Genomic DNA, 20,105 nt, shown 5'->3' on the forward strand with positions numbered 1-20,105 from the left:
GAGAAGGGGCGTGCCGCTAGAGGACAATCTTGGCGGCAATGCCGAGCAGCACCAGGCCACTGAGGCGATCGATGAGTAGCGATTGGGCGCGTAACCAGGCCAATACCGGGCCATGAGAGAGACCCACAGCAACGAGGGAGTACCAGAGTGCATCGATACCGCCGGCGGTGAGCATCATCAGCAGCGCTTCGGTCCAGCCGGTGTGGGCATGCACAAATTGACTGAACAGCGCGACGAAGAAGATCGCCAGTTGCGGGTTCAGGAATGCGACAGCAAAGCCCTCCAGGGCGCCGAGATGGCGTGAGCGTGTTGCCTGTGCTTGCTGTTCGGTTGCGGGGCCGGCTCCGGGTTTGGCCAGCAGACTGCGCACGCCGAGCCAGGCGAGGAAGCCTGCGCCGGCATATTGCACCAGTTGGAACAGCCAGGGCGTGGTCGTCAACAGCATCGCCAGACCATAGGCGGCGATCAAGGCATACAAGCCCACTCCCAGACCATGACCCAGTCCGGTGGCCATTCCGTGCCAGCGTCCACCGCGTACCGTGTTGCGCATGATCAGCGCCAGCGAAGGACCAGGGCTGATCGCGCCCATAAAGCAGATGGCTGCCAGGGCGAGCCAGGTGGTCAATGTCATGGTTGTTCTCCGTGGTTCAGGTGGAGCATCAGCCTAGCCCAGCTTGCATTATGCCTGAAATGAAATATGTGAATCAGCGTGATTCCATCTGGTAATGATGCAGGGCTGCGGATGCCGCCTTGGCGGTGGCATGCAGATGGCCGCTGAGAAAGCCGAACGCCAGCTGACGAAACCACTGGTGTGCCGGATCATGGGTCAGGCGTTGCGGCCAGATCAGGTGGTAGTGTTGACGGGAGCAGGGGAACGGCAGTGGCCGCAGTAGCAGCTTATGATCGCGAGCCAGTTGCCAGGCGATATGGGCCGGCGTGGTCAGTAGCGCATCGCTGTGCTGCAGCAAGCCAACGGCAGCCTGGAAAAATGGCACCTGAGCAAACCAGCGACGCGCTGCTCCAGAGGTTGCCAATGCGCTTTCCACCGGCCCCTCCTTGTCCCCCCCGCCACTGATGCGGATATGACGCGCGGCCAGATAAACACCGCGTGTCAATGGCTGGGCGGCGTAGGGATGGCCGGTGCGCATCAGGACGGCCAGACCATCTTCGCCTTGTGGTTGGCTGACCAGCCCGCTCGGCAGGTGCTCGGTCAGTGTGGAAACCAGATCCAGCGGCAGTTCGGCCAGATGTGGCAACTGACTCTTGTCCCAGGGAAGGTACTCCAGACTGGCCAGCGGGGCGGCAGTCGTCAGTGCGGCACCTATCTGCGGCAATATGTACTGGGCGACATAATCCGATGAGGCGAGGCGAAAGGTGCGCCGGCAGGCGGCAGGGTCGAAGCGGGGAGGGGCATATAGCCGCTGCACAGACTCCAGCGTCGGGCCTATCTCCAGTCGCAATGCCTCGGCCCTTGGGGTCAGTCGCCAGACAGCGCCTTCGCGAACCAGGAGGGGATCATCAAAGTCGCGGCGCAGCTGCGCCAGTTGCTTGCTGATCGAGGGCTGGCTGAGACAAAGCAGCTCAGCGGCGCGGCCGACATGCCGGGTCTCCAGCAACACTTTCAACGTGGTCAGCAGATTGAGATTGGCGTGGGACACAGTGGCTCTCCGTGATCGCGGTGGCACCATGTTAGCCGAATCGCCGGGCCTGTGATGACAGGACAGCTTTTTTTTGCGTTAACGCCAGCGTGCAGCAGCGGCGTCGTCGCTGCCCCGTGTTCTGGTGAGCCAGGATGCCGTATGCTGTGGCAAACGGGCAGTGGTGGGTTTGGGATGACGGTACCGGGAAGTGAGTGGGGTGAGCGGCGCTCGGCAGCGCTCAGCAGAAAAGGGGACGCCACGGCATCGCGGCGAGCCGATAGTGGCGAGGTCAAGGCATCAGATCTGGCATTTCTGGCGCGCATCGATCGCAGTCGCATCACCCACTCGGCGGCATTCCGCCGCCTGCAGGGCAAGACCCAGGTGGTGGGGGTCGGTGAGAACGACTTTTTCCGCACCCGGTTGACGCACTCGCTGGAGGTGGCGCAGATCGGCGCCTCGTTGACCAATCGTCTGGCCTGGTTCGGCCAGCGCGAGGGACAGGGCGAATTGATGCCCTGGGTGCCACCCGAACACCTGATCGAGACTGCCTGCCTGGCGCACGACATTGGTCACCCGGCGTTTGGCCACAATGGCGAGAAGATCCTCAACTATTACATGCTCGGTTGCGGTGGCTTCGAGGGCAATGGGCAGACGCTGCGCCTGTTGAGCCGGCTGGGTGAATACTCGGACGGCTGCGGCTATGACTTCACGCGCCGTACCCTGCTGGCGGTGCTCAAGTATCCGGTGCTGTTTTCCGAGGTGGCGCCGAGCTATCCGCCACGGCCGGAGTCGCTGCCACGCAATCTGACACCCTGGCATCCACCCAAGTGCATTCATGATGATGAGGCCGAGGTGCGGGACTGGCTGCTGGCGCCATTTTCTGCCGCCGATCGGGCCCGTTTCTGTCAGCCGGTCGAGGTGGAAAAACGCGAGGCCGGCATCTTGATCCGCGGCTTGCGCGCCGCTCACAAGAGCCTGGATTGCAGCATCATGGAGATTGCCGACGACATTGCCTATGGCGTACACGATCTGGAAGATGCGCTGGCGGTCGGACTACTCAGTCCTCACAAGGTGGCCGACGAATTGGGCGATCTGCTGCGCGAGGTGGCGCGGCTGGACAACAAGCCGAGCAAGCCGCGGGAGGGGGACTACTTTGTGCGCCGGATTGCCAGCGGCGAGCCCCGACTGCTCAAGCAGGCAATCACCAATCTGGTCAACTTTCTGGTCAAGCAGACCGAGCCGGTACGCCTGAACCAGTTCGAACACCCGTTGCTGGATTTCCGGTTGCGGCTGCGACCGGAGGCAGAAGCGATCCTCAAACGGCTCAAGGGCTATGTCTTCGATGAGGTGATTGCCCAACCGCGCATTCGTACGCTGGAGTACAAGGGGCAGAAGATCATCTCCGGCCTGTTCGAGGCGTTTCGTGATAACCCGGTGGATCTGCTACCGCGGGCCGTTTCGGCACGCCTGCAGCCGGGGAATGATGCATGGTTGCAACGCACCGTCTGCGATTACATCGCCAGCATGAGTGACGGTGAGGCAACGGCCATCTACCAGCGTCTGTTCTTGCCTGGCAACGGCTCCATCTTCGAGCCCTGGTAACGCCTATGTCAGCACGCCCTGAACGCGGATCCACGATGCCAGCACCGGTGGTCACCACGCAGGCCGCCAGCTTGGCCGACGTCGTATTCTGGCGCCCGGCCAACTGTCCCGGGCTTGAATTACGCCGCGCGCGTTATCGCCGCCATACCTTTGCGCCGCACTGGCATGCCTGCTGGTCGCTGGGCGTCGTGCTGGAAGGGTGCACCCGCTTTGAGCTGTCGGGGCAGCACTGGCAAGCCGAGGCCGGTGATCTGGTCCTGATCCCCCCCGGGGTGGTTCATGACTGCAACCCGGCAGGCATGATGCCGCTGGGCTACTGGATGTTTTATCTGGATTCGACGCTGTGGCCGCTGCCCGAGCCGATGCCGGCATGGCAACCCGTCTGGACGGCGAGCCCGCTGTTTTCTGCCTTGGAGCGGATGGCCGCTGTAGTGGCGGCACAACACACCGACTCGAGCAGCGAGGTGGCGTTGCGCGCGCTGCTGCAGCAGTTGCTGGCGCAGTGGCCAACGCACACGGCTCCGTCCGCTGCCGCGCTGGTTGAGCCCTGGCTGCTCCAGGTCGCGCATCGGCTGGCCAGTGAACTGACGCGGGCCGTGCCGCTGGCTGAACTCAGCGCCGGTTGTGGCATCAGCGCCAGTCACCTCAACCGCCGTTTTGCCGCCTGTTACGGTTTGCCGCCGCACCGCTATCAGCTGCAATGCCGGCTGGATGCGGCCAAGCGCCTGTTGCTGGACGGCCAGGCGATCAGCCAGGTCGCTCACACGCTGGGTTTTAGTGATCAGAGCCACTTTACCCGCTGGTTCCGGCGCTGTGTCGGCACGACGCCGGCCCGCTATCAGTCGGGTCACTGAGCGGCCGCCCGGACGCAGGCAAATTCGCCCTCTTTTTTGTTGGCAGCGCAATTTTGTTCCATACAGCCTGGTCGCCGCTGGCTATGCTCGGCGTCATCCAGGTGGTTAAGGAAGCAGTGAGATGGAACAACAGGCAATATTGACCGCGCCCAAGGTGCAAGCGGCGCAGGGTGAACACAGAGGAATGGCGCTGCTGGCACTGGCCGGTGCCGTGCTGCTATGGGGTACCTCGTATGCGGCGGCGAAGACGGCGCTGCAGCAGGTGAGTCCGGCGACATTGATCGGACTGCGCATGCTGCTGGCCTCGCTGGTCTTGCTGCCATTCTGGTCGCGCTTGCCGCGGCCCCGTTACCAGACTGGCGATGGACGCTGGCTGCTGGTGCTCGGTTTGCTGCAGCCGTGCCTCTATTTCCTGTGCGAGGTGGAGGCGCTGCGCCATACCAGCTCGGCCCAGGCCGGGACCATTGCCGCGCTGGTGCCGCTGTTTGTCGCTGTAATGGCGCGGATCTGGCTTGGCGAACGGCTGCGTCGGCCTGCCCTGTTGGGGCTGCTGATTTCGCTGGCCGGTGTCATCCTGTTGTCGCTGGCGGCCGTTGGCAGTGCGACGGCACCGGATCCGCTGCTCGGCAACAGTCTGCAACTGATGGCCATGGTCTGCGCTGCCAGTTACATGGTGCTGCTCAAACGGCTCAGCGATCGGTATGACACCTGGTGGCTGACGGGCGTGCAGAACCTGCTCGGGGTGCTGTTTTACCTGCCCGCGGTATGGCTGGCCCGCGAGAGTTTATGGCACGTCGACCTGCAGGGCTGGCTGGCCATCGGCTACCTGGGCGGTATTGTCACCCTGGGGGGATTTGGCTTGTATAACATGGCGTTGCGCGTGCTGCCGGCCAGCGAAGCAGCGCTGAGCATCAACCTGGTACCGCTGCTGGCAATTCTGGTCGGCTGGCTGCTGCTCGGCGAGGCGATGACGCTGCTGCAAAGCCTGGCTGCCTTGCTGATCCTCGGTGGCGTGGTGATGAGCCAGTTGAAACGACACTGACAGCAACAACACAGGGTGCAAGGGGCGGCGCAAAGCCGTCCAGTCGCGGCACGACATCTGCTATTACCTTGAAATCCTTTACAAAAGCTTACGTTTTGAGACGGTGCTCACCCTTCGCATTTCTCGTGCCTCCCGGCACTTGTGGTGTTGAAAATTTACTCTAACTTGTAGCCGTTTGAATCAGTAACTGACGGGATATTACAAGGATGAAAAAACAATTTGCCGTGATGTTGGCCCTTGGCTTGTCTGGTTGTGGCGGGGGAGGGAGTGGCGATGTGACAACCCAACCGGCACAGCCACTGCTGGAGCAGTATGGTGGTAGTCGCCAGGCGATGACGCTGAGCTATGACGAGACGCCACGCTATCTGCAACTGGCATTGCAACAGCCGGGGAGTGACATGGCTGTGATGAGTGCCATGACACAAAGCGCCACCGGTGCGGCGCTGACGCGGCAGAATGTGTCCCGTATGGGATCTGCTCGGGACAACGTGTTTGCCTGTGACGCCGGGCAGGGGTCCATTGGTGGCAACCTGAACGACAGCAGTGGTAAAGGCACCTTGACGTTCGACTTTGAGCACTGCTTATTGGATGGTATCGAGTTTCATGGGCGGCAGACGGTCTCGATCAGCCGCTGGGATTCGGTACTCGATGAGCCGATGGATTATGTGATCACCAATGCCCTGCAGCAGACATCGGAGCAAGGGGTATCGCGACAGGTTCGCGGCACCGTCTCGGTAACCAATGCCGGACAATGTGACCAGCGCATCGTGACGGATATTCTGTATAAAGCCGAACAGGCTGAAGATGATATTTATCTCGACCACATCGATAATTATCGAACCTGTAATTATTCAAGGCTTAATTATAATCAATCGTTCTCTGGGAATATTTATTTAGGCAAAGAAGGCTATCTGGAAATCCTGAGTAATACCTTGGGTGATGATTATTCAAATAGCTATTTCACTATGACGGATACGCAATGGAATAATGAGAGTTATCAGGTTCCTGATCACGGTGTTATTAACTTTTTTGGTCGTGACTCCTATATTTCATTGCGATTTGTTGACCTGTTTAATGATTATGCGAACACACCAACATTGAGTGTTGATATTCGCGCTGCTGTTGATGGGAGCTATAAGCGAGCCTATGTTCCCCGAGCCTATCTGCAGGATCCGCGCATCAGGTCCCTGCGCGATAGCGATGCCGATGGCATGTGGGATGACTGGGAAACCCTGGTCGGGCTTGATCCTGCACTGGATGATGCGGCACAGGATGCCGACCGCGATGGCTCAACCAATCTGCATGAATTCCTCGGTGCAGGGCTGCCATTGGATAGCCATGGCGTACCGCCTGCCATGTCTTATCAACTGTGGCTGTCATCCTCTTTCGTGGTGGGGCAGACAACCATGTCAACGCTTACCTGGAGCGGTGACACAGATATTCTGGCCTTAAATGATGTCAAGGCGGATATCGTGTTTGATATAAGCCAGTTGCCGGCGTTAACTATGAGCGCTCCTTTCTGTCAGCTGGAGAATAACCAGCAACAGCTGCGCTGTACTGTCTCGCCATCATCGATTGACGAGACTAATTTTATCATCGGGCGCGTCGACCTTGGCGAGTTGGCGGTGACACCGGGAACCGCAGGTGAGTTGGATATTCCTTATTACTGGGATAGTCCGGCGTTCTTGCCTCTGGTGTCGACACTCAAGATCAGTGTCCAGAGTCCTTGATCCCGACGCTGGTTGTTCACCACGAAACGGGCTGCGCTCGATACGGTAACGGTAAAGCCGGATGGGTTCCGATAGCCCAGCCATGGGCGGCAGACATGCCGCCCGCAAGCCCCGCGGATTGGGGAGCGTGGGTGATGGCAGTCTTCCGGCTTTTTTCAGCCGGGTACCGTATTCGGCTGCCGCCTGTTAGCCTGTCAGTCGCCCGTTCCGGGCTGCCATTTTTGTCAGTGCCAGCCCGCCGTCGAGACAGGCGTCGTCGAGGGAAGGCCGAGTCTGGTGCTGCGCGCGGTACCGCCCTGAGGGCTGAGGCGCCGTATCAGTGGTTGTCTATCGTCAGCGAGTGATCACTGCTGGCACCAAAATCATTGATATTGGTGAAGTGCCCGGAGAAGTGACTGGCGGTGGCCAGTTTGCCGGTCAGCGCCGTCACCAAATGACCATGGGGCTCCAGCATCTGGCCACTGAGATCCGCCAGTTGGTAACCATTCAACTCGACGGTGGCGAGGGTGATGTAGTAGGGGCTGGGGTTCTGGATGGTCAGTTGCTGCTTGGCGACCGACCAGCGCAGCGTCTCCGGCGCCTCCGTGATGCTCGGCGTCAAACCGTCCGGACGGTAGAAGAGCTTGATCCGGGATCTGACGGCAAATTGCAGATAGTTGTTGCTCTTGCCCTCTTCTGGTTGTGGCGGGATCTCCAGCGCGTTAAACCAGAACAGCGACTCCCTGTCCTGTGGCAAGCTGGCACCACTGAACATCAGCCGCAGCGTCTGTCCCTGTTTCGGTTCGATACGAACGACGGGTGGCAGGATCACAAAAGGCACCTCTTCCTCTTCCGGTTGCGCATCGGCATTGCCGTTGTCTATCCAGGACTGGATCAGGGCGGGCTGCTCGCCGACATTGTTGAGTTGTACGGCCAGTTCACGCTTGTTGCCCGGGTAGATGATCCGGGTGCCACTGATGATCACTTCGGCATGGGTGGCGGCCGGTAACAGGCTGAGCATTAACAAGCTATGGCTCAACAGGGTTCGGATCCATGATGGCATGGCGGTCTCCTCGGTAAGGCACTGGTAAGGGGGCGATGACGGTTGGCGGGCGGCAACGGCCAGCGGCCTTATGTTGCCGAAAACTGCACAGATAATAGCCACGTCAGATCTGTGATGACTAACCATAAAAAATTATAAAAAGCGTCGTTCCCTGACGCATCTATCGGTTTCCTTTGTCATTTATCAGCTCGTTATCTGTAGCTCATCAAAAACTGCACGCTGGCGTTGGCCTGGCCGGGGGTGACCCGGGGTTTGGTCTGGATATAGCGGACGGCAAAGGGAATATTCACGTGGTCATCCACGTGTTGCCATACGGTCTGTGGCTGGTTGAGTTTTAACGGATTATCGTGATCGTTAAGCAGTTGTACTGCTACTCCCGTCGCGGTGACGCCGCCAGCATGATCCAGTTGCACTATGCCGTTTAGCGCGGCATTGGTGGCGTCGGGGTCTGGATTGCCGATGAACTGGATATCTACCGCCTGCACATAAGAGCAGTTGTTGAGCGAAATGCTAAAGGGGCGGCTGCTGGTGGTCATATCCCGGCGCGTAAACTGGGATTGCAGGTGGTTACCCAGATTGACCGTGATATTTTTCGACTCGGTGGACACAGCGCAGGTAGGTTGCTGGATATTCAGGCAGAGTTGTCTGGCCAGTGTCACCTCCAGCACGACGAGATTGGAGAATTTGACATAGCCCAGTTGTGTCCCCGCAGAGAGGCAGTAGCTACCCGCCCGGGTGTCACCAATCTTCCAGAAATCCACCCGCAGCTTGCTGTTGCTATCAAAAAAGAAATCGCCACGAGGAGCCGACATGGCGCCATAGGGGTTGAAGTAGGAGGCTTGCGGCCCGTGGTAGAGATTGGTATCGCTCAGGCTGTAACCCAGACCCGGAATGGCGGCAATGGGATAGATGGCTCCTTTCTCCGAATTGCCAATCGCGGGTTGCTGGTTACCGACAAGATTGAAATAACCTGCCCGCTCGCTGCCGGCACAATGGATTTTCCAACTATTGGTGCCTGGAATGCCGCCAATGTCCGAGAGGCGATCCCCCGTATGGTGATAGGCCATATTGACCGAGATCGGGTTGGCTGTGCCGCGGTAATGGCTGGGACCAGGCATATCCCCCCAGGCACACAGGGCACTGGCACTGCTATGCCAGCACAGCATCCACAAAGCGATGAGCAGCGCAAGAACAGGGTGTGGGCGGAAACGACGTTGTGGCATGGCTGATCTCATGGTTGACACTCCAGGTGCGGGGTTTGTGTCAGCAATCCTGGCTGCTTGTTCGGTAACTGGTAGTGGAACTGGCAATGGCGATTCTGCCAGTCGAGGTGGATGATGCCGCTGGGTTGGGCCAGACGGGCATAGAGCTTGCCGCCTTGACCGACAATCCCCAGTTGGGCGCCGCTGCTGTCCTCGGCAATAGCTCCTAAAGGCACGGCGCCTTGCTGGGGAACGCGCAGTTTAAAGATCACTGGCATGCCGCTATGGGTGGCAAAGTGAAGTCGGGTTGCGGCACCCGCATCGGGGATCACCCATTGGCTGCTGCTGCTCAGTTCGCTATCGCCTTGGATCCCTTCAGGGTCCAGTTCGATCTGGTTACTGGTATAGGGGATCAGGTCTGGAACAACCGCATAGCCCTGCTCATCTACGCTCAGCTCGGGATGCCCCTTGATCGTGGCGCCTGCTGCCTGCGGAGCATCGATAATGGCAAAGGTCTCTCCCAAGTGAGGCAGGGCGGTAATGGTGCTGTCATGAGCCAGCAAGGCGCCCTGAATGCCGGCCGAGTATTGTTGTTGATGCTGACTGTCGCGGCTGTAGGTACCGCTGACGGTCGCCATGTGGCTGCGATAACTGCTGTTCAGCCCCACGCCAGTGATGGCTTCGCCTGTTTTGGGTGCCATCTGGCTGGCGGTGATGCCATAGCTGTACTCATCCTGCTCACCGAGTGTGCCGCCCAGGGCGGCTTGCAGTTGATTGCCACCTTGCTGGCTATGGGTCAACTGCAGATCCAGGCTCTGGCTGCGGCTTTCACCCAGGGGCATGGAGAGGTTCAAGGTTACCTGGTTGTCCTGATGTCCATCACTGGTGCGCAGTCGTTGCCCCGAGATCTGGTAGTCGATCTCTCCCATATGGTTGCTGTAACCCAATTGCCAACTGGTATCAGAGTGCGGCTGGTGCCAGTAGTGGGTGCGGCTGCCGGTAAAATAGACATTGCCTTCCCCCATGGGTTGGCTCAGGGTCAAATCCAGCCGCTGCTGGGTATGCGGCTGGTCGGGTACCTGGTGCCTTGCTTCGGCGTCTCTGGCTTCGATCGCCTCGCGCAGACTGCGATAATCATCGCTGGAATAGCGGTAGCTGGCCAATGACAGATTGGTATGGCTGGCGGCAAACTGCTTGCTGTAGATGGCGCGCCAGCTTTGCCCTTGCAAGGTTCTGCTGCTGCCCTGCAACGAAGAGTAAGTCATATCCAGTGAAAAGGCGCCGATCGGGGTGTTGAGTCCGGCACCCAGCAGTTCGGCATTGTAGCCTTGCATCAGACTCATACCGCTGTAAACGGAGAGCTGATTGGTCAGGCCATGTTGCACTGTGGCCTGGCCCAGCAGGGGTTTGTCACTCTGCTGGCTCTCGCGCAGTTGGCCTACTGTGGCGGTGTAACGGGTATTGCCCACCCGGATCAGCCCCGGCGTGGTGGCAAATGGCACACTATAACGGGTGACCGAGCCATCCGATTCGGTGATGGTAATGGTGAGATCGCCACCATAACCAGTGGGAGAGAGGTCATCGATGGCAAAACTGCCAGGAGCCACACTGGTTTCGTAGAGCAGATAGCCGTTTTGTTCAATTTTCACATGGGCGTAGGTGCGGGCAATGCCAAATACGGTGGGGGCGTAACCACGCTGTGATTCGGGCAGCATGCGCTCATCGCTGGCTAATTCCAGCCCCTGATAGCTGACGGAATCAAACAAGGCGCCCGAGGTCCAGCCCTGACCGACTCGCAGGCGTGAGCGCCAGGTCGGCAGGCTGCGCTCGCCATAGGCCGAGAGGGTTTGCCAGTGCTGGCTGCCATCGCTCTGTTGCAACGAGGAGTGGTGGTGAAAACGCCAGGCACCCAGGTTGACACCGGCCTGCAACCCCAGATAGCGGCTGGAAAAGTGGCTCTGCTGCGAGTCGCTACCATACAGATTGGCGCTGTAATCCAGATAGGCGACGGGCTCTCCCCAGTTCCAGTGGGCTGGATCCGTATCGGTAGTGTTGGTTTTTTGTTGCTTGCTTTGCGGGATGCTCATGTGCAGCGCCATCTCGCTCACATCATATTGCCAGGTGATCTCGCTATCGAGTTGCTCTGGACTCAGACAGGCGCCGGGATGAGCCAGGGCCTGCTGCACGGTTGTCGCGATGGCGCTCTGGCGGTAGCGGGACAGAGACAGCAGATCAGCATCCACGCAGGGTGCGACGTTGCCTGAGGCATCCGCGGCCAGGCGAATGTTGCCGTGACCGACCAACTGTTCGTTGATATAGATATCGCTGGGGTACTGGCCGGCCGTCAGCGGATTACCAGTGCGAAAGCGGCGAGTATCCAGTTCGGCACCGGGGGCTTTTTTGCTACCCAGGCGTAAAAACTGGCTGTTGAACTGGGCTTGCTGCCCGGCATGGCTAATAGATGGCAGCACCAGCAAGAACAGCAGCAGTGAGCTGTGGCGGAACTCCTTACACTGACTCATTTTGTTCTCCTGGCTTGCGATGGCAACGGGCCTTGCAACACTGTGATGGCTTACAAGCCGATGAGCTGGCACCAGAAACTGTCAGGTTTGAGCACATGAAGAGCCTCTGCGGGAGTCCGGGTAAACAGGCCCCGAAGGGCCTGGGGTCGATCAGGGGTAGATGACGGTAAAGGCGGTGCTGGCAGTCACATCGCCCGCTGTGGCTGGTGTCGTGGGTGCAATGTATTGGGCAAAATAGGTCAGGTTGGCCGCACCTGAAGAGAGGTCAACTTCCTGGCTATTCTGGTTTGCCTTCGGCAGATTCAGCGCTATGGCACTCTTGTCAGCATTGAGGAGTTGAATCTCGACATTGCTACCGGTGGCTGTACCATTTTTCAGGTATCCATTTGCCATATCTGTGTCTGCTCCCGGCTCAAAATAGAGCGCAACCTTGTGATTGGCTGGAGTACAACCCGTCAGGCTAATGGTCACAGGAGTCAGGCCGGCCACTGCGTTTGGGGTTGAGAGCGCGGATGTTGAGACGGTAGGGAGCGTCACAGCGTGTTTACCGGCAGCCCCCGAGCTGATGGTACAGGTATTGGTGACGATACGGCCATTGATGGTGATGGAGCCATCGGCTGCCTGGCTGATGGCAGGAGCCAGTGCGGTCAGCGCAATCACCGAGGCGAGGGTATGTAAACGCATATAAAACTCCGATAAGGTCATTTCAAATAGACATGTCGCATGCGTAAGCGGGCATGTAGGTCAATTTTTGCTGTGTATAGCGGTTGTTCACGTCATGCCATCACACCCGGTCAATCACGGGGCGCTGAGATAACGGGTCGGGCGGAAAATTAGCCATGTGACGCGGTTTGCACCAGGCATAAAAAATAATAAAAATATATTAATCAGTGATTTAGTTATGATTCGCAGCCCATGCGCCCTGCAGCATGCAGGAAAAGACAACCAGATCATGCGCCTGGCGCCGCCACCCATGAATGGTGATCCCATGACGATATCGGCTGGGCATGCGCTCAGGTCGGCAGTGCCAGCAGCAAACGAATGGTCAAGCCAGCGTGCTGCTGTGACGCGCAAGACGAGGAGATGAAGAATGGCCACGGTGGATGGCGAGCGGGAACCTTCTGCCCTTGCCCTGGCCGAGCGCGGAGGGAGCCGATGTCCGCGTGCGAACCGGCAGCCCCGTAGTTGGCAGCGGCAGATGCGCGTTACGCGATTGCCAATGGATGAGGCGTAGCTAGCGCCATAGTCCGGCTGCTGGTGGGCGCGGGGCTGTCCGAGCGCCAGCGCGCGGCTGGGTTCTGTTTGCCTGCAATCTGATGTTGTCGGGGGGCAACCGATGCTCTGCCGGCTGATGGCCGTCCGCAACATGGCGCCGCTTGGGTGATCTGCACTTCGGCACCCCCCTGATCTGGCAATGCTGCACCCTGCCCATCGCCGCGGTGTTACTCCTGCGCGGCACTCAAGCCGTGTTCATTACGCGGGTGATCAAGCGCCGGTTTTAGCCCCCGCAACGAGCTTGCCGCTCTCCCTGGCCAGCTCTCCCTGCCCTGGCTTTACCAGCTCGCTCACCGGGCCTGTGCCCAGGCGGAACAGGTGACTCACACGCGCAAGTCGATCTGCTGCAAGGTCCCGGCTTTGCCCTCTTCCGTCAGGTAGACACCGGTCTGGCGTAGTACCGCCGGGCTTTGCTCGCTGGCGCTATCGATACCGCCCAAGTGCTGGAATGGCGTGTTGGCCGTCTGCAGGAAGATGGCGCCGATCTGTTGCTCACCCAGCGTCAGCAGCGCTTCGCCGGGACGATACAGGCGCAGCGTGACGAAGCTGGCATCGGCTGCGTCGAGCACGCCATTTCCGTCTTGATCCAGGCTGGCCAGCTCACCAAAACCATCGCCACTGCGGGTGCCAAACAACTCGCTGCCATCATCGATCTGGCCGTTACCGTTACGATCCAGCGCCAGAAATGCCGAGCCGTCATCAAGCCGGGCCAGGGATTCGCTTTGGCCATCGGCATCCAGATCGAAATCGAAACGCGCCGAGGTGAAGCCGGCGACCAGGCCATCCAGGTTCAGCACCAGCGGATCTTTCAGGGCGGAGGTGCGGGTCAGGCGCTCGCTCCACCGGGTCTGTTCAAAATTCAGTGCAAAACCCAGATCCAGTTGCAGTTGCCGACCGTCGCTGGTGGTGACCTGGCCCTTGGCCACGAAGGCCAGTTGCTCCTGCTGGTAATGCAGATCGCTGACCAGCACCGCCTGATCCGGTTGTTGCGTTGCGTCAGCCGGGGCGCGGCTGGCCGTCGTGGCATTGTCGGCCGTCGTCACTCCGGCGGCATTCTGGCTGGTCGGCATCGCGGCCAACTGGACCTTGATGCCCATCACTTTTTCCAGCAGCGTCTTCAGGATGCGGGTCTGGCTATCGAGAGACATCTCCTGTTGCTGTGTTTCGGTCTCGGTCGTGGCACTTTGCTCGGGGCGTGAGGGGGTATCGGTGGCGGAGAGCTGATCCAGCCATTGGCTGGCCTGGCGATAAAACTCCAGCTGACCATCCACGGCAGGTGCCGCCGCACGGTCGCTGGCCGAGGGGGCTGCCCGTACTGTGTCTTCGTCTGCTGCTCGAGCCTGGCGCAGCAAGTCACGACGGGATAACAGGCGCTCATCCGCCGTTTGGCTGGCCAACTGTTCCGGCGTCACCGTCGCGTCGGACGGCGCTCCTGCCGCTGACAGGGTCGACAATCCGGCCTCCTCATAGCGAACCTGTTCACCCCGCAGCGTGAGTTCACTCAGCGGCAGAGCCTGGCCGGGGAGCGTCGTCTGTTGCCGCAGCTGCAGTTGTTGCTGCCGATATTCGCTGCTGAACGTCAGCTGCTGATCACTGATACGCATCTTCTGCTCCGGAACGGGGGGCTTGTCTGGTTATCGGCGTGATCGGTGCAGAGGTTAACACTGTTTGGCTATAACGACGGGGTTGGATAGATCCGGGGCTGTGGCGAACGCCACACAGTGTGCGTGACCGTCTGGACGCAAACGGGGCGCTGCCGCGCCCCGTTCTGCTCCCCGGTGAGTGCTTACTGCGCCAAGCTGGGCGGCAGGCAGACGCCAATGCCACCCAGACCACAATAGCCGTCCGGATTGCGGGCCAGATACTGCTGGTGGTAGCTTTCGGCATAGTAGAAGGTGGGGGCGGGCAACACCTGAGTGGTGATGGCGCGGGCATCCCCGGCCTGCTGCATGGCGCTACTGAATGCCTGCAGCGAAGCTTCGGCGGCGGCCTGCTGCTGGGCTGAGGTGGTGAACAGCACAGAGCGGTACTGGGTGCCGATATCGCCACCCTGGCGCATGCCTTGTGCCGGATCGTGCTGCTCCCAGAACAGTTTCAACAGATCGGCGTAACTGATCTGCGCCGGATCAAATACCACCAGCACACTTTCGGCATGACCGGTCTGACCGGTGCACACTTCCTGATAACTGGGGTTGGGGGTATATCCGCCCTGATAGCCGGCGGCGGTGACCACCACACCGGGTTGTTGCCAGAACAGACGCTCGACGCCCCAGAAGCAACCCATGGCAAAGTAGGCGATCTCCAAATGTGACGGCCAGGGGCCGCGCAAGGGTTGGCCATTTAGCACATGGTTTGGTTCCAGCGGCATGGGCTCGCTGCGGCCTGGTAGCGCCTCGGCGGCGCTGATCATCTCGGTCTTGCTCATCGTCTCTCTCTTGGTCTCAACCGTGGCGCAGGCGCCGACGGGGTCACGAATTAGCTGCCCAGACCCTCATTACGCAGCTGGGCAAATGCCAGATCGGCGGCGTGCAGGGTTTTTTCGATCTCGGCGTCACCGTGGGCCAGCGATACGAAACCGGCCTCATAGGCACTCGGTGCCAGGTAGACACCCTGTTCCAGCATCAGATGATAGAAGCGGCGGAAGGCGCTCATATCACAGGCCGTCACCTGTTCAAAACGGCTGACGCTGGGTTCACGGCTAAAGAAGAAGCCGAACATGCCACCGACATGGGTGATCGCCAGCGGGATACCGTGGCGCTCGGCGGCCTGCTTCAACCCTTCGGCAATGCGGCGGGTTTTGTCGGCGAGCGCCTCGTACAGACCGGGTTGCTGGATGGCCTTGAGCATTGCCAGGCCGGCCGCCATGGCGACCGGGTTGCCGGAAAGGGTGCCGGCTTGATAGACAGGGCCGACCGGAGCCAGGTACTCCATCACCTCTCGTCTGCCACCGAAGGCGCCGACCGGCATGCCGCCGCCGATGATCTTGCCCAACGTGGTCAGGTCGGGACGGATACCATAGTGCCCCTGGGCGCCTTGTAGTCCCACCCGGAAGCCGGTCATCACCTCGTCGAGGATCAATAGGGCGCCATATTCGTCACACAAGGCCCGCAGCCCCTCAAGAAAACCGGGCTCCGGCGGGATGCAGTTCATGTTGCCGGCCACCGGCTCGACGATCACACAGGCGATCTCGATGGGGTAGTCGGCAAACGCGGCTTCGACGCTGGCCAGATCGTTGAAGGTGCAGGTCAGGGTGTGCTTGACGAAGTCTGCCGGTACGCCTGGCGAGCTGGGTTGTCCCAATGTCAGGGCGCCGGAGCCGGCCTTGACCAGCAGCGCATCGGCGTGGCCGTGGTAGCAGCCTTCGAACTTGATGAACTTGTCACGGCCTGTGTAGCCTCGGGCCAGTCGAATGGCGCTCATCGTCGCCTCGGTGCCGGAGTTGACCATCCGCGACATCTCCATGGAGGGCATCAGCCGTTGCAGCGTTTCCGCCATCTCGACCTCGATGGCGGTGGGGGCACCATAGCTGAGGCCGCGCTCGACCGCTTCGAGCACCGCCTGCTTGATCAGCGGATGGTTATGTCCCAACAGCATGGGGCCCCAGGAACCGATATAGTCGACATAGGCCTTGCCATCGACATCGTACAGATAGGCACCGTCGGCGCGTTCGATAAAACGCGGCGTGCCGCCGACGCCATTGAAGGCGCGCACCGGTGAGTTGACGCCACCGGGAATGGCGTGGCGGGCTTGTTCGAACAGGCGGGCGGAATGCATGGCTGATTCTGACATCGGAGGCTCCCTTAAAATGCATCAAGAATGGATGCGGCAAGGCGTGTAATAATGACGACTCAAATACAGGCGGCACTATAGCAAAACCCCTCGGCGGACGCGACGCACGGCGTGCGCTCGAACTGGAGTCAGTATGCGACAACATCGAGTCTCTTCTCTGTCCCGCCGCGCGCGATTACGGCTGCTGCTGCGCCGGATCCTGCGCCGGGACACCTCGTCACCCAAGCTGTTGCTGCTGGCAGCCCTGGCCGGTTTGTTGACCGGGCTTATCTGTTGTGGCTTCGAATGGCTGCTGGATGAGCTGGTGGCACGACGCCTGGGCGTGTTGCAGGCGTTGCCGGATCTCTGGCGCTGGAGTGCCGCCTTTGTCAGTGGCGCTGTGCTGGCCGGTTTTGCTATCTGGCTGGCCCAGCGATTTGCCCCAGAGGCTGGAGGCTCCGGGATCCCCGAGATCGAAGGCGCGCTGGAGGGGTTGCGTCCGGTGCGTTGGGCCCGGGTGCTGCCCGTCAAGTTTGTTGGCGGATTGGCGGCACTGGGCTCCGGCATGATGCTGGGACGGGAAGGTCCGTCAGTCCAGATTGGCGGAAATATCGGCGCCATGGTGGCGACGCTGGAAAGCAAGTCTGCAGACTCCCGCCATGCGTTGCTGGCTGCCGGAGCGGCAGCGGGCCTGACGGCCGCCTTCAATGCGCCGCTGGCCGCCATTCTGTTCGTCCTTGAAGAGCTGAGGGCACAGTTTCGCTACTCATTTGTTTCCGTCAAGGCGGTCAGTGTTGCGGTCATCTCGGCGACACTGGTTCGCCATGCACTGATGGGGGATAAGCCGATCTTTGCCATGCCAGAGTTGACTGCTCCACCGTTGACCCACCTGAGCGCTTACCTGTTACTGGGCTGTCTGGCCGGGGTGATGGGCACCTTGCTTAATCGTCTGGTGGGGTGGGGGCAGGATGCCTATCTGCGCTGGCATGCCGGGCGCCGGATGGTATTGGTGTTGACGGTCGCCCTGTTCGGTGGCGTGTTTGGGCTGTTATCGCTGACGAACCTGGGCTGGCATGGTGGCGGCATGGTACAGATCCCGCAGTGGATGACGGTGCCATTGCCACTGCAGCTGCTGTTGGCACTACTGTTATGGCGAACCCTTGGCACCCTGATCTGTTTTTGCTCCGGGATCCCGGGCGGTATTTTTGCGCCGTTGCTGGCGTTAGGGACCTTGCTCGGGGTGGTGTGGGCGCACAGTCTCGGCCTCTGGTTTCCTGAGCTGTTGGATCAGCAGATGGCATTGGGACTGGTGGGCATGAGCGCCCTGTTTGCCGCCTCGGTGCGAGCGCCTGTGACCGGTATTTTGCTGGTGACCGAGATGAGCAATAATTTCAACCTGATCTTGCCGATGATGCTGGCGACGCTGGGTGCCACCCTGGTGGCTCAGGCCTTGGGGGGAAAACCGCTGTATAGCCAGATACTGGCGCGGACCTTGCGGCTGGCACAGTGGCAGCAGAACAGCCGCCATGCCCCAGGTGCCGAGAATACTTGAACTGACTGGTCGGGTATTAGATAATCCGCCGGATTGAGAGGCTAGAGGTAACGCCATGAGCGAGAGTGTCGAATTCGAATTTCCCATCCAGATGACGGATGCGGCGGCCAACAAGGTTCAGAGTCTGATCAGTGAAGAAGAGAATCCGGAGCTCAAACTGCGGGTTTATATCACCGGTGGTGGCTGTTCCGGCTTCCAATATGGTTTTACCTTTGATGAAAAGATCAATGATGGTGACACTGTGATCGAAAAGAACGGTGTCATCATGGTGATCGATGGCATGAGCCTGCAGTACCTGGTGGGTGGAGTCGTCGATTATGTCGAAGGGCTCGAAGGCTCGCGTTTCCTGGTCAGCAACCCGAATGCGACCGCGACCTGTGGTTGTGGATCCTCATTCTCCATCTGACGCTGTGCGGTTTTCGTCTACATAAATCAAGGGCCTTTTGAGGCCCTTGGTTGTTTCTGCTGGGTCCATCACTATTTTCGCTAACGGCTATCGGAAAGTTAAAGATGAGAGCTTTTCTCATTTGTGTATACTGTGCTTAGGCTTGATGGCCAACACCGTATGAATAGCAGGAGCCGAATATGAAAACACGCAAACTCATCACCGTCATCTTGATGCTGACCGTGCTGGTCGCCTCCTGGTTGGTCCGACCCACTGCGTCTGCGGCCAGCGTAGCCGGAAGTGGCGCGACTCAGTGGAGCCAGCATGGCTGATGACTTGCCGGCTAAAGACGGACTGATACACTCAAGGTTCGTTTGTTAATGGAGTCTTCATGATGTCAGACACTGTGCCGGCGTTAGCCTTGTATGTTCGTCCATCCTGCCCCTACTGCGTGCGCGTCACGGAGTTTTGCCAGCAACACCAGTTGTCACTTGAACAGCGCAACATTGCCGAGGGCTCACACCTCGAGGCGCTGATGGTCGGTGGCGGCAAGCGTCAGGTACCCTGCCTGCGCATTGAGTCGGCAAGCGGAGAGGTGCGCTGGCTCTACGAATCGCTGGATATCATCGCTTACCTCAAGGCGCATCTGGTCCGTTGAGACAGACAGGCTTCTGGCCAGCCGGATGATCTCTGTCATCCGTTTGCCATTAGTTTGTCATGTGACAAAAATGTCATATTCGTTTGCTAGGCTGCCTCATCTCGTCATCACCAAGGAGAAAAATGATGCGATTTTGCAGCCTGCTGCTGGCACTTTGGCTGGCAACCCCTAGCGCCAATGCCGCTAAATTAATGCTGGCACCGGATTGGCAACTGTTGGCCATGACTCCGGCAGCGGCGGAAGGTCAGACGCCACCGCTGTTAGCACCAGGCACTCATCACTTGCTGGTGCGTTATGAGGCGACGCTGCCGGCTCGGGTAAACGGCGACAACGATGAGACGCTGAGATCCGATCCCGTGCTGGTCACCCTGGAGATCGGACAGGAAGACGTGACGCTGAGCCCGCCGGCGTTAAGCTCGGACAAGCAAAAACGCCAGTTTGCGGCGGCACCCACAGTGATCGTGACAACGGCGTCAGGTCATAACCAGACACCGACGCAACGTAAGGTGACGGTGGATGGTTTTCAGCTGGGCCTCAATTATCAGCAATTGCTGCTGACGCAAATTGGCCAGCCGGTAATGGCAACCCCCTCTGTGCCTCAAGGCCAGGCGGCGGTAGTGGCCACCGCGACGAGCATGGATAGCCAGGCAGCAACCCCGCTGGACAGTCAATTGCAGCAGTTGTTCCTGCAAGCCAGTCCTGAGCAGCGCAAGCGGTTTATCGGTTGGGCTGTTCAGCAGTTCTGAGTGACATTTTGCTGCCGGCCCTTGGCGTGTTAACCAGCGCGGATTAAGCTGTGCTACTTGCCTGATGCATGCATTGAGAGGAGTCAT

At 59.6% G+C, this 20,105-nt stretch carries 18 protein-coding genes; 9 read left to right on the top strand and 9 right to left on the bottom strand.

Annotation, left to right across the window (positions count from 1 at the left end):
- Positions 1–16: 16 nt before the first annotated feature.
- Positions 17–631: a LysE family translocator gene (locus ACFOSS_RS01320; RefSeq protein WP_377150108.1), complete on the bottom strand. Its 615-nt coding sequence runs from the start codon at positions 629–631 to the stop codon at positions 17–19.
- A 73-nt stretch (positions 632–704) separates the two neighbouring features.
- The gene (locus tag ACFOSS_RS01325; protein ID WP_377150110.1) at positions 705–1,658 is read right to left on the bottom strand and encodes a LysR family transcriptional regulator; all 954 of its coding nucleotides are present in this window, start codon (positions 1,656–1,658) and stop codon (positions 705–707) included.
- Positions 1,659–1,799: 141 nt separating this feature from the next.
- Here ACFOSS_RS01325 and ACFOSS_RS01330 point away from each other — a divergent pair, with 141 nt between their 5' ends.
- The 4 genes from ACFOSS_RS01330 to ACFOSS_RS01345 all read left to right on the top strand — a co-directional run bounded on the left by ACFOSS_RS01330 (position 1,800) and on the right by ACFOSS_RS01345 (position 6,868).
- Entirely contained in the window at positions 1,800–3,242 is a 1,443-nt protein-coding gene (locus ACFOSS_RS01330; protein WP_377150112.1) for an anti-phage deoxyguanosine triphosphatase, read from the top strand.
- A 35-nt stretch (positions 3,243–3,277) separates the two neighbouring features.
- Positions 3,278–4,096: an AraC family transcriptional regulator gene (locus ACFOSS_RS01335; RefSeq protein ID WP_377150115.1), complete on the top strand. Its 819-nt coding sequence runs from the start codon at positions 3,278–3,280 to the stop codon at positions 4,094–4,096.
- A 121-nt stretch (positions 4,097–4,217) separates the two neighbouring features.
- Positions 4,218–5,138: a DMT family transporter gene (locus ACFOSS_RS01340; protein WP_377150117.1), complete on the top strand. Its 921-nt coding sequence runs from the start codon at positions 4,218–4,220 to the stop codon at positions 5,136–5,138.
- Positions 5,139–5,344: 206 nt separating this feature from the next.
- Positions 5,345–6,868: a hypothetical protein gene (locus ACFOSS_RS01345; protein ID WP_377150119.1), complete on the top strand. Its 1,524-nt coding sequence runs from the start codon at positions 5,345–5,347 to the stop codon at positions 6,866–6,868.
- A 316-nt stretch (positions 6,869–7,184) separates the two neighbouring features.
- On the opposite strand, the gene ACFOSS_RS01350 is transcribed toward ACFOSS_RS01345, so the two are convergent.
- The 7 genes from ACFOSS_RS01350 to hemL form a co-directional block, all read right to left on the bottom strand.
- Complete coding sequence (locus ACFOSS_RS01350; RefSeq protein WP_377150121.1) at positions 7,185–7,910, bottom strand: fimbrial biogenesis chaperone; 726 nt, start codon at positions 7,908–7,910, stop codon at positions 7,185–7,187.
- Between the two features lie 191 nt (positions 7,911–8,101).
- Positions 8,102–9,145: a fimbrial protein gene (locus ACFOSS_RS01355; RefSeq protein ID WP_377150123.1), complete on the bottom strand. Its 1,044-nt coding sequence runs from the start codon at positions 9,143–9,145 to the stop codon at positions 8,102–8,104.
- Positions 9,142–11,634: a fimbria/pilus outer membrane usher protein gene (locus tag ACFOSS_RS01360; RefSeq protein ID WP_377150125.1), complete on the bottom strand. Its 2,493-nt coding sequence runs from the start codon at positions 11,632–11,634 to the stop codon at positions 9,142–9,144. Before ACFOSS_RS01360 ends, ACFOSS_RS01355 begins: the two co-directional genes overlap by 4 nt.
- 150 nt (positions 11,635–11,784) lie before the next feature.
- Entirely contained in the window at positions 11,785–12,318 is a 534-nt protein-coding gene (locus ACFOSS_RS01365) for a fimbrial protein (protein WP_377150127.1), read from the bottom strand.
- A 914-nt stretch (positions 12,319–13,232) separates the two neighbouring features.
- A complete protein-coding gene (locus tag ACFOSS_RS01370; protein ID WP_377150129.1) occupies positions 13,233–14,513 on the bottom strand; it encodes a hypothetical protein in 1,281 nt (426 codons plus the stop codon).
- 182 nt (positions 14,514–14,695) lie between these two features.
- On the bottom strand, positions 14,696–15,334 hold the full coding sequence (msrA, locus tag ACFOSS_RS01375; protein ID WP_377150131.1) for a peptide-methionine (S)-S-oxide reductase MsrA: 639 nt from the start codon (positions 15,332–15,334) through the stop codon (positions 14,696–14,698).
- 50 nt (positions 15,335–15,384) lie between these two features.
- Positions 15,385–16,683, bottom strand: a complete 1,299-nt coding sequence (gene hemL / locus ACFOSS_RS01380) for a glutamate-1-semialdehyde 2,1-aminomutase (RefSeq protein WP_377150640.1) — start codon at positions 16,681–16,683, stop codon at positions 15,385–15,387.
- 148 nt (positions 16,684–16,831) lie between these two features.
- Here hemL and clcA point away from each other — a divergent pair, with 148 nt between their 5' ends.
- The 5 genes from clcA to ACFOSS_RS01405 all read left to right on the top strand — a co-directional run bounded on the left by clcA (position 16,832) and on the right by ACFOSS_RS01405 (position 20,018).
- On the top strand, positions 16,832–18,229 hold the full coding sequence (gene clcA / locus ACFOSS_RS01385; RefSeq protein WP_377150133.1) for a H(+)/Cl(-) exchange transporter ClcA: 1,398 nt from the start codon (positions 16,832–16,834) through the stop codon (positions 18,227–18,229).
- 55 nt (positions 18,230–18,284) lie between these two features.
- Positions 18,285–18,635 (top strand): iron-sulfur cluster insertion protein ErpA, encoded by a 351-nt coding sequence (gene erpA, locus ACFOSS_RS01390; protein ID WP_377150135.1) that lies wholly within the window; start codon positions 18,285–18,287, stop codon positions 18,633–18,635.
- Positions 18,636–18,814: 179 nt separating this feature from the next.
- Entirely contained in the window at positions 18,815–18,946 is a 132-nt protein-coding gene (locus ACFOSS_RS01395; protein ID WP_377150137.1) for a hypothetical protein, read from the top strand.
- A 59-nt stretch (positions 18,947–19,005) separates the two neighbouring features.
- Entirely contained in the window at positions 19,006–19,272 is a 267-nt protein-coding gene (locus tag ACFOSS_RS01400) for a glutaredoxin family protein (protein WP_377150139.1), read from the top strand.
- 125 nt (positions 19,273–19,397) lie between these two features.
- On the top strand, positions 19,398–20,018 hold the full coding sequence (locus ACFOSS_RS01405; protein WP_377150141.1) for a DUF2057 family protein: 621 nt from the start codon (positions 19,398–19,400) through the stop codon (positions 20,016–20,018).
- Positions 20,019–20,105: the final 87 nt, after the last annotated feature.

Source organism: Pseudaeromonas sharmana, assembly GCF_042649925.1.
Classification (GTDB): Bacteria; Pseudomonadota; Gammaproteobacteria; order Enterobacterales; family Aeromonadaceae; genus Pseudaeromonas; species Pseudaeromonas sharmana.

Coding starts and splice junctions, on each gene's coding strand:
- clcA (WP_377150133.1), top strand. CDS start 16,832: ATGCGACAACATCGAGTCTCTTCTCTGTCCCGCCGCGCGCGATTACGG.
- erpA (WP_377150135.1), top strand. CDS start 18,285: ATGAGCGAGAGTGTCGAATTCGAATTTCCCATCCAGATGACGGATGCG.
- ACFOSS_RS01330 (WP_377150112.1), top strand. CDS start 1,800: ATGCTGTGGCAAACGGGCAGTGGTGGGTTTGGGATGACGGTACCGGGA.
- ACFOSS_RS01335 (WP_377150115.1), top strand. CDS start 3,278: ATGCCAGCACCGGTGGTCACCACGCAGGCCGCCAGCTTGGCCGACGTC.
- ACFOSS_RS01355 (WP_377150123.1), bottom strand. CDS start 9,145: ATGAGATCAGCCATGCCACAACGTCGTTTCCGCCCACACCCTGTTCTT.
- ACFOSS_RS01370 (WP_377150129.1), bottom strand. CDS start 14,513: ATGCGTATCAGTGATCAGCAGCTGACGTTCAGCAGCGAATATCGGCAG.
- ACFOSS_RS01400 (WP_377150139.1), top strand. CDS start 19,006: ATGATGTCAGACACTGTGCCGGCGTTAGCCTTGTATGTTCGTCCATCC.
- ACFOSS_RS01350 (WP_377150121.1), bottom strand. CDS start 7,910: ATGCCATCATGGATCCGAACCCTGTTGAGCCATAGCTTGTTAATGCTC.
- ACFOSS_RS01360 (WP_377150125.1), bottom strand. CDS start 11,634: ATGAGTCAGTGTAAGGAGTTCCGCCACAGCTCACTGCTGCTGTTCTTG.
- ACFOSS_RS01345 (WP_377150119.1), top strand. CDS start 5,345: ATGAAAAAACAATTTGCCGTGATGTTGGCCCTTGGCTTGTCTGGTTGT.
- hemL (WP_377150640.1), bottom strand. CDS start 16,683: ATGCATTCCGCCCGCCTGTTCGAACAAGCCCGCCACGCCATTCCCGGT.
- msrA (WP_377150131.1), bottom strand. CDS start 15,334: ATGAGCAAGACCGAGATGATCAGCGCCGCCGAGGCGCTACCAGGCCGC.
- ACFOSS_RS01320 (WP_377150108.1), bottom strand. CDS start 631: ATGACATTGACCACCTGGCTCGCCCTGGCAGCCATCTGCTTTATGGGC.
- ACFOSS_RS01395 (WP_377150137.1), top strand. CDS start 18,815: ATGAAAACACGCAAACTCATCACCGTCATCTTGATGCTGACCGTGCTG.
- ACFOSS_RS01340 (WP_377150117.1), top strand. CDS start 4,218: ATGGAACAACAGGCAATATTGACCGCGCCCAAGGTGCAAGCGGCGCAG.
- ACFOSS_RS01365 (WP_377150127.1), bottom strand. CDS start 12,318: ATGCGTTTACATACCCTCGCCTCGGTGATTGCGCTGACCGCACTGGCT.
- ACFOSS_RS01405 (WP_377150141.1), top strand. CDS start 19,398: ATGCGATTTTGCAGCCTGCTGCTGGCACTTTGGCTGGCAACCCCTAGC.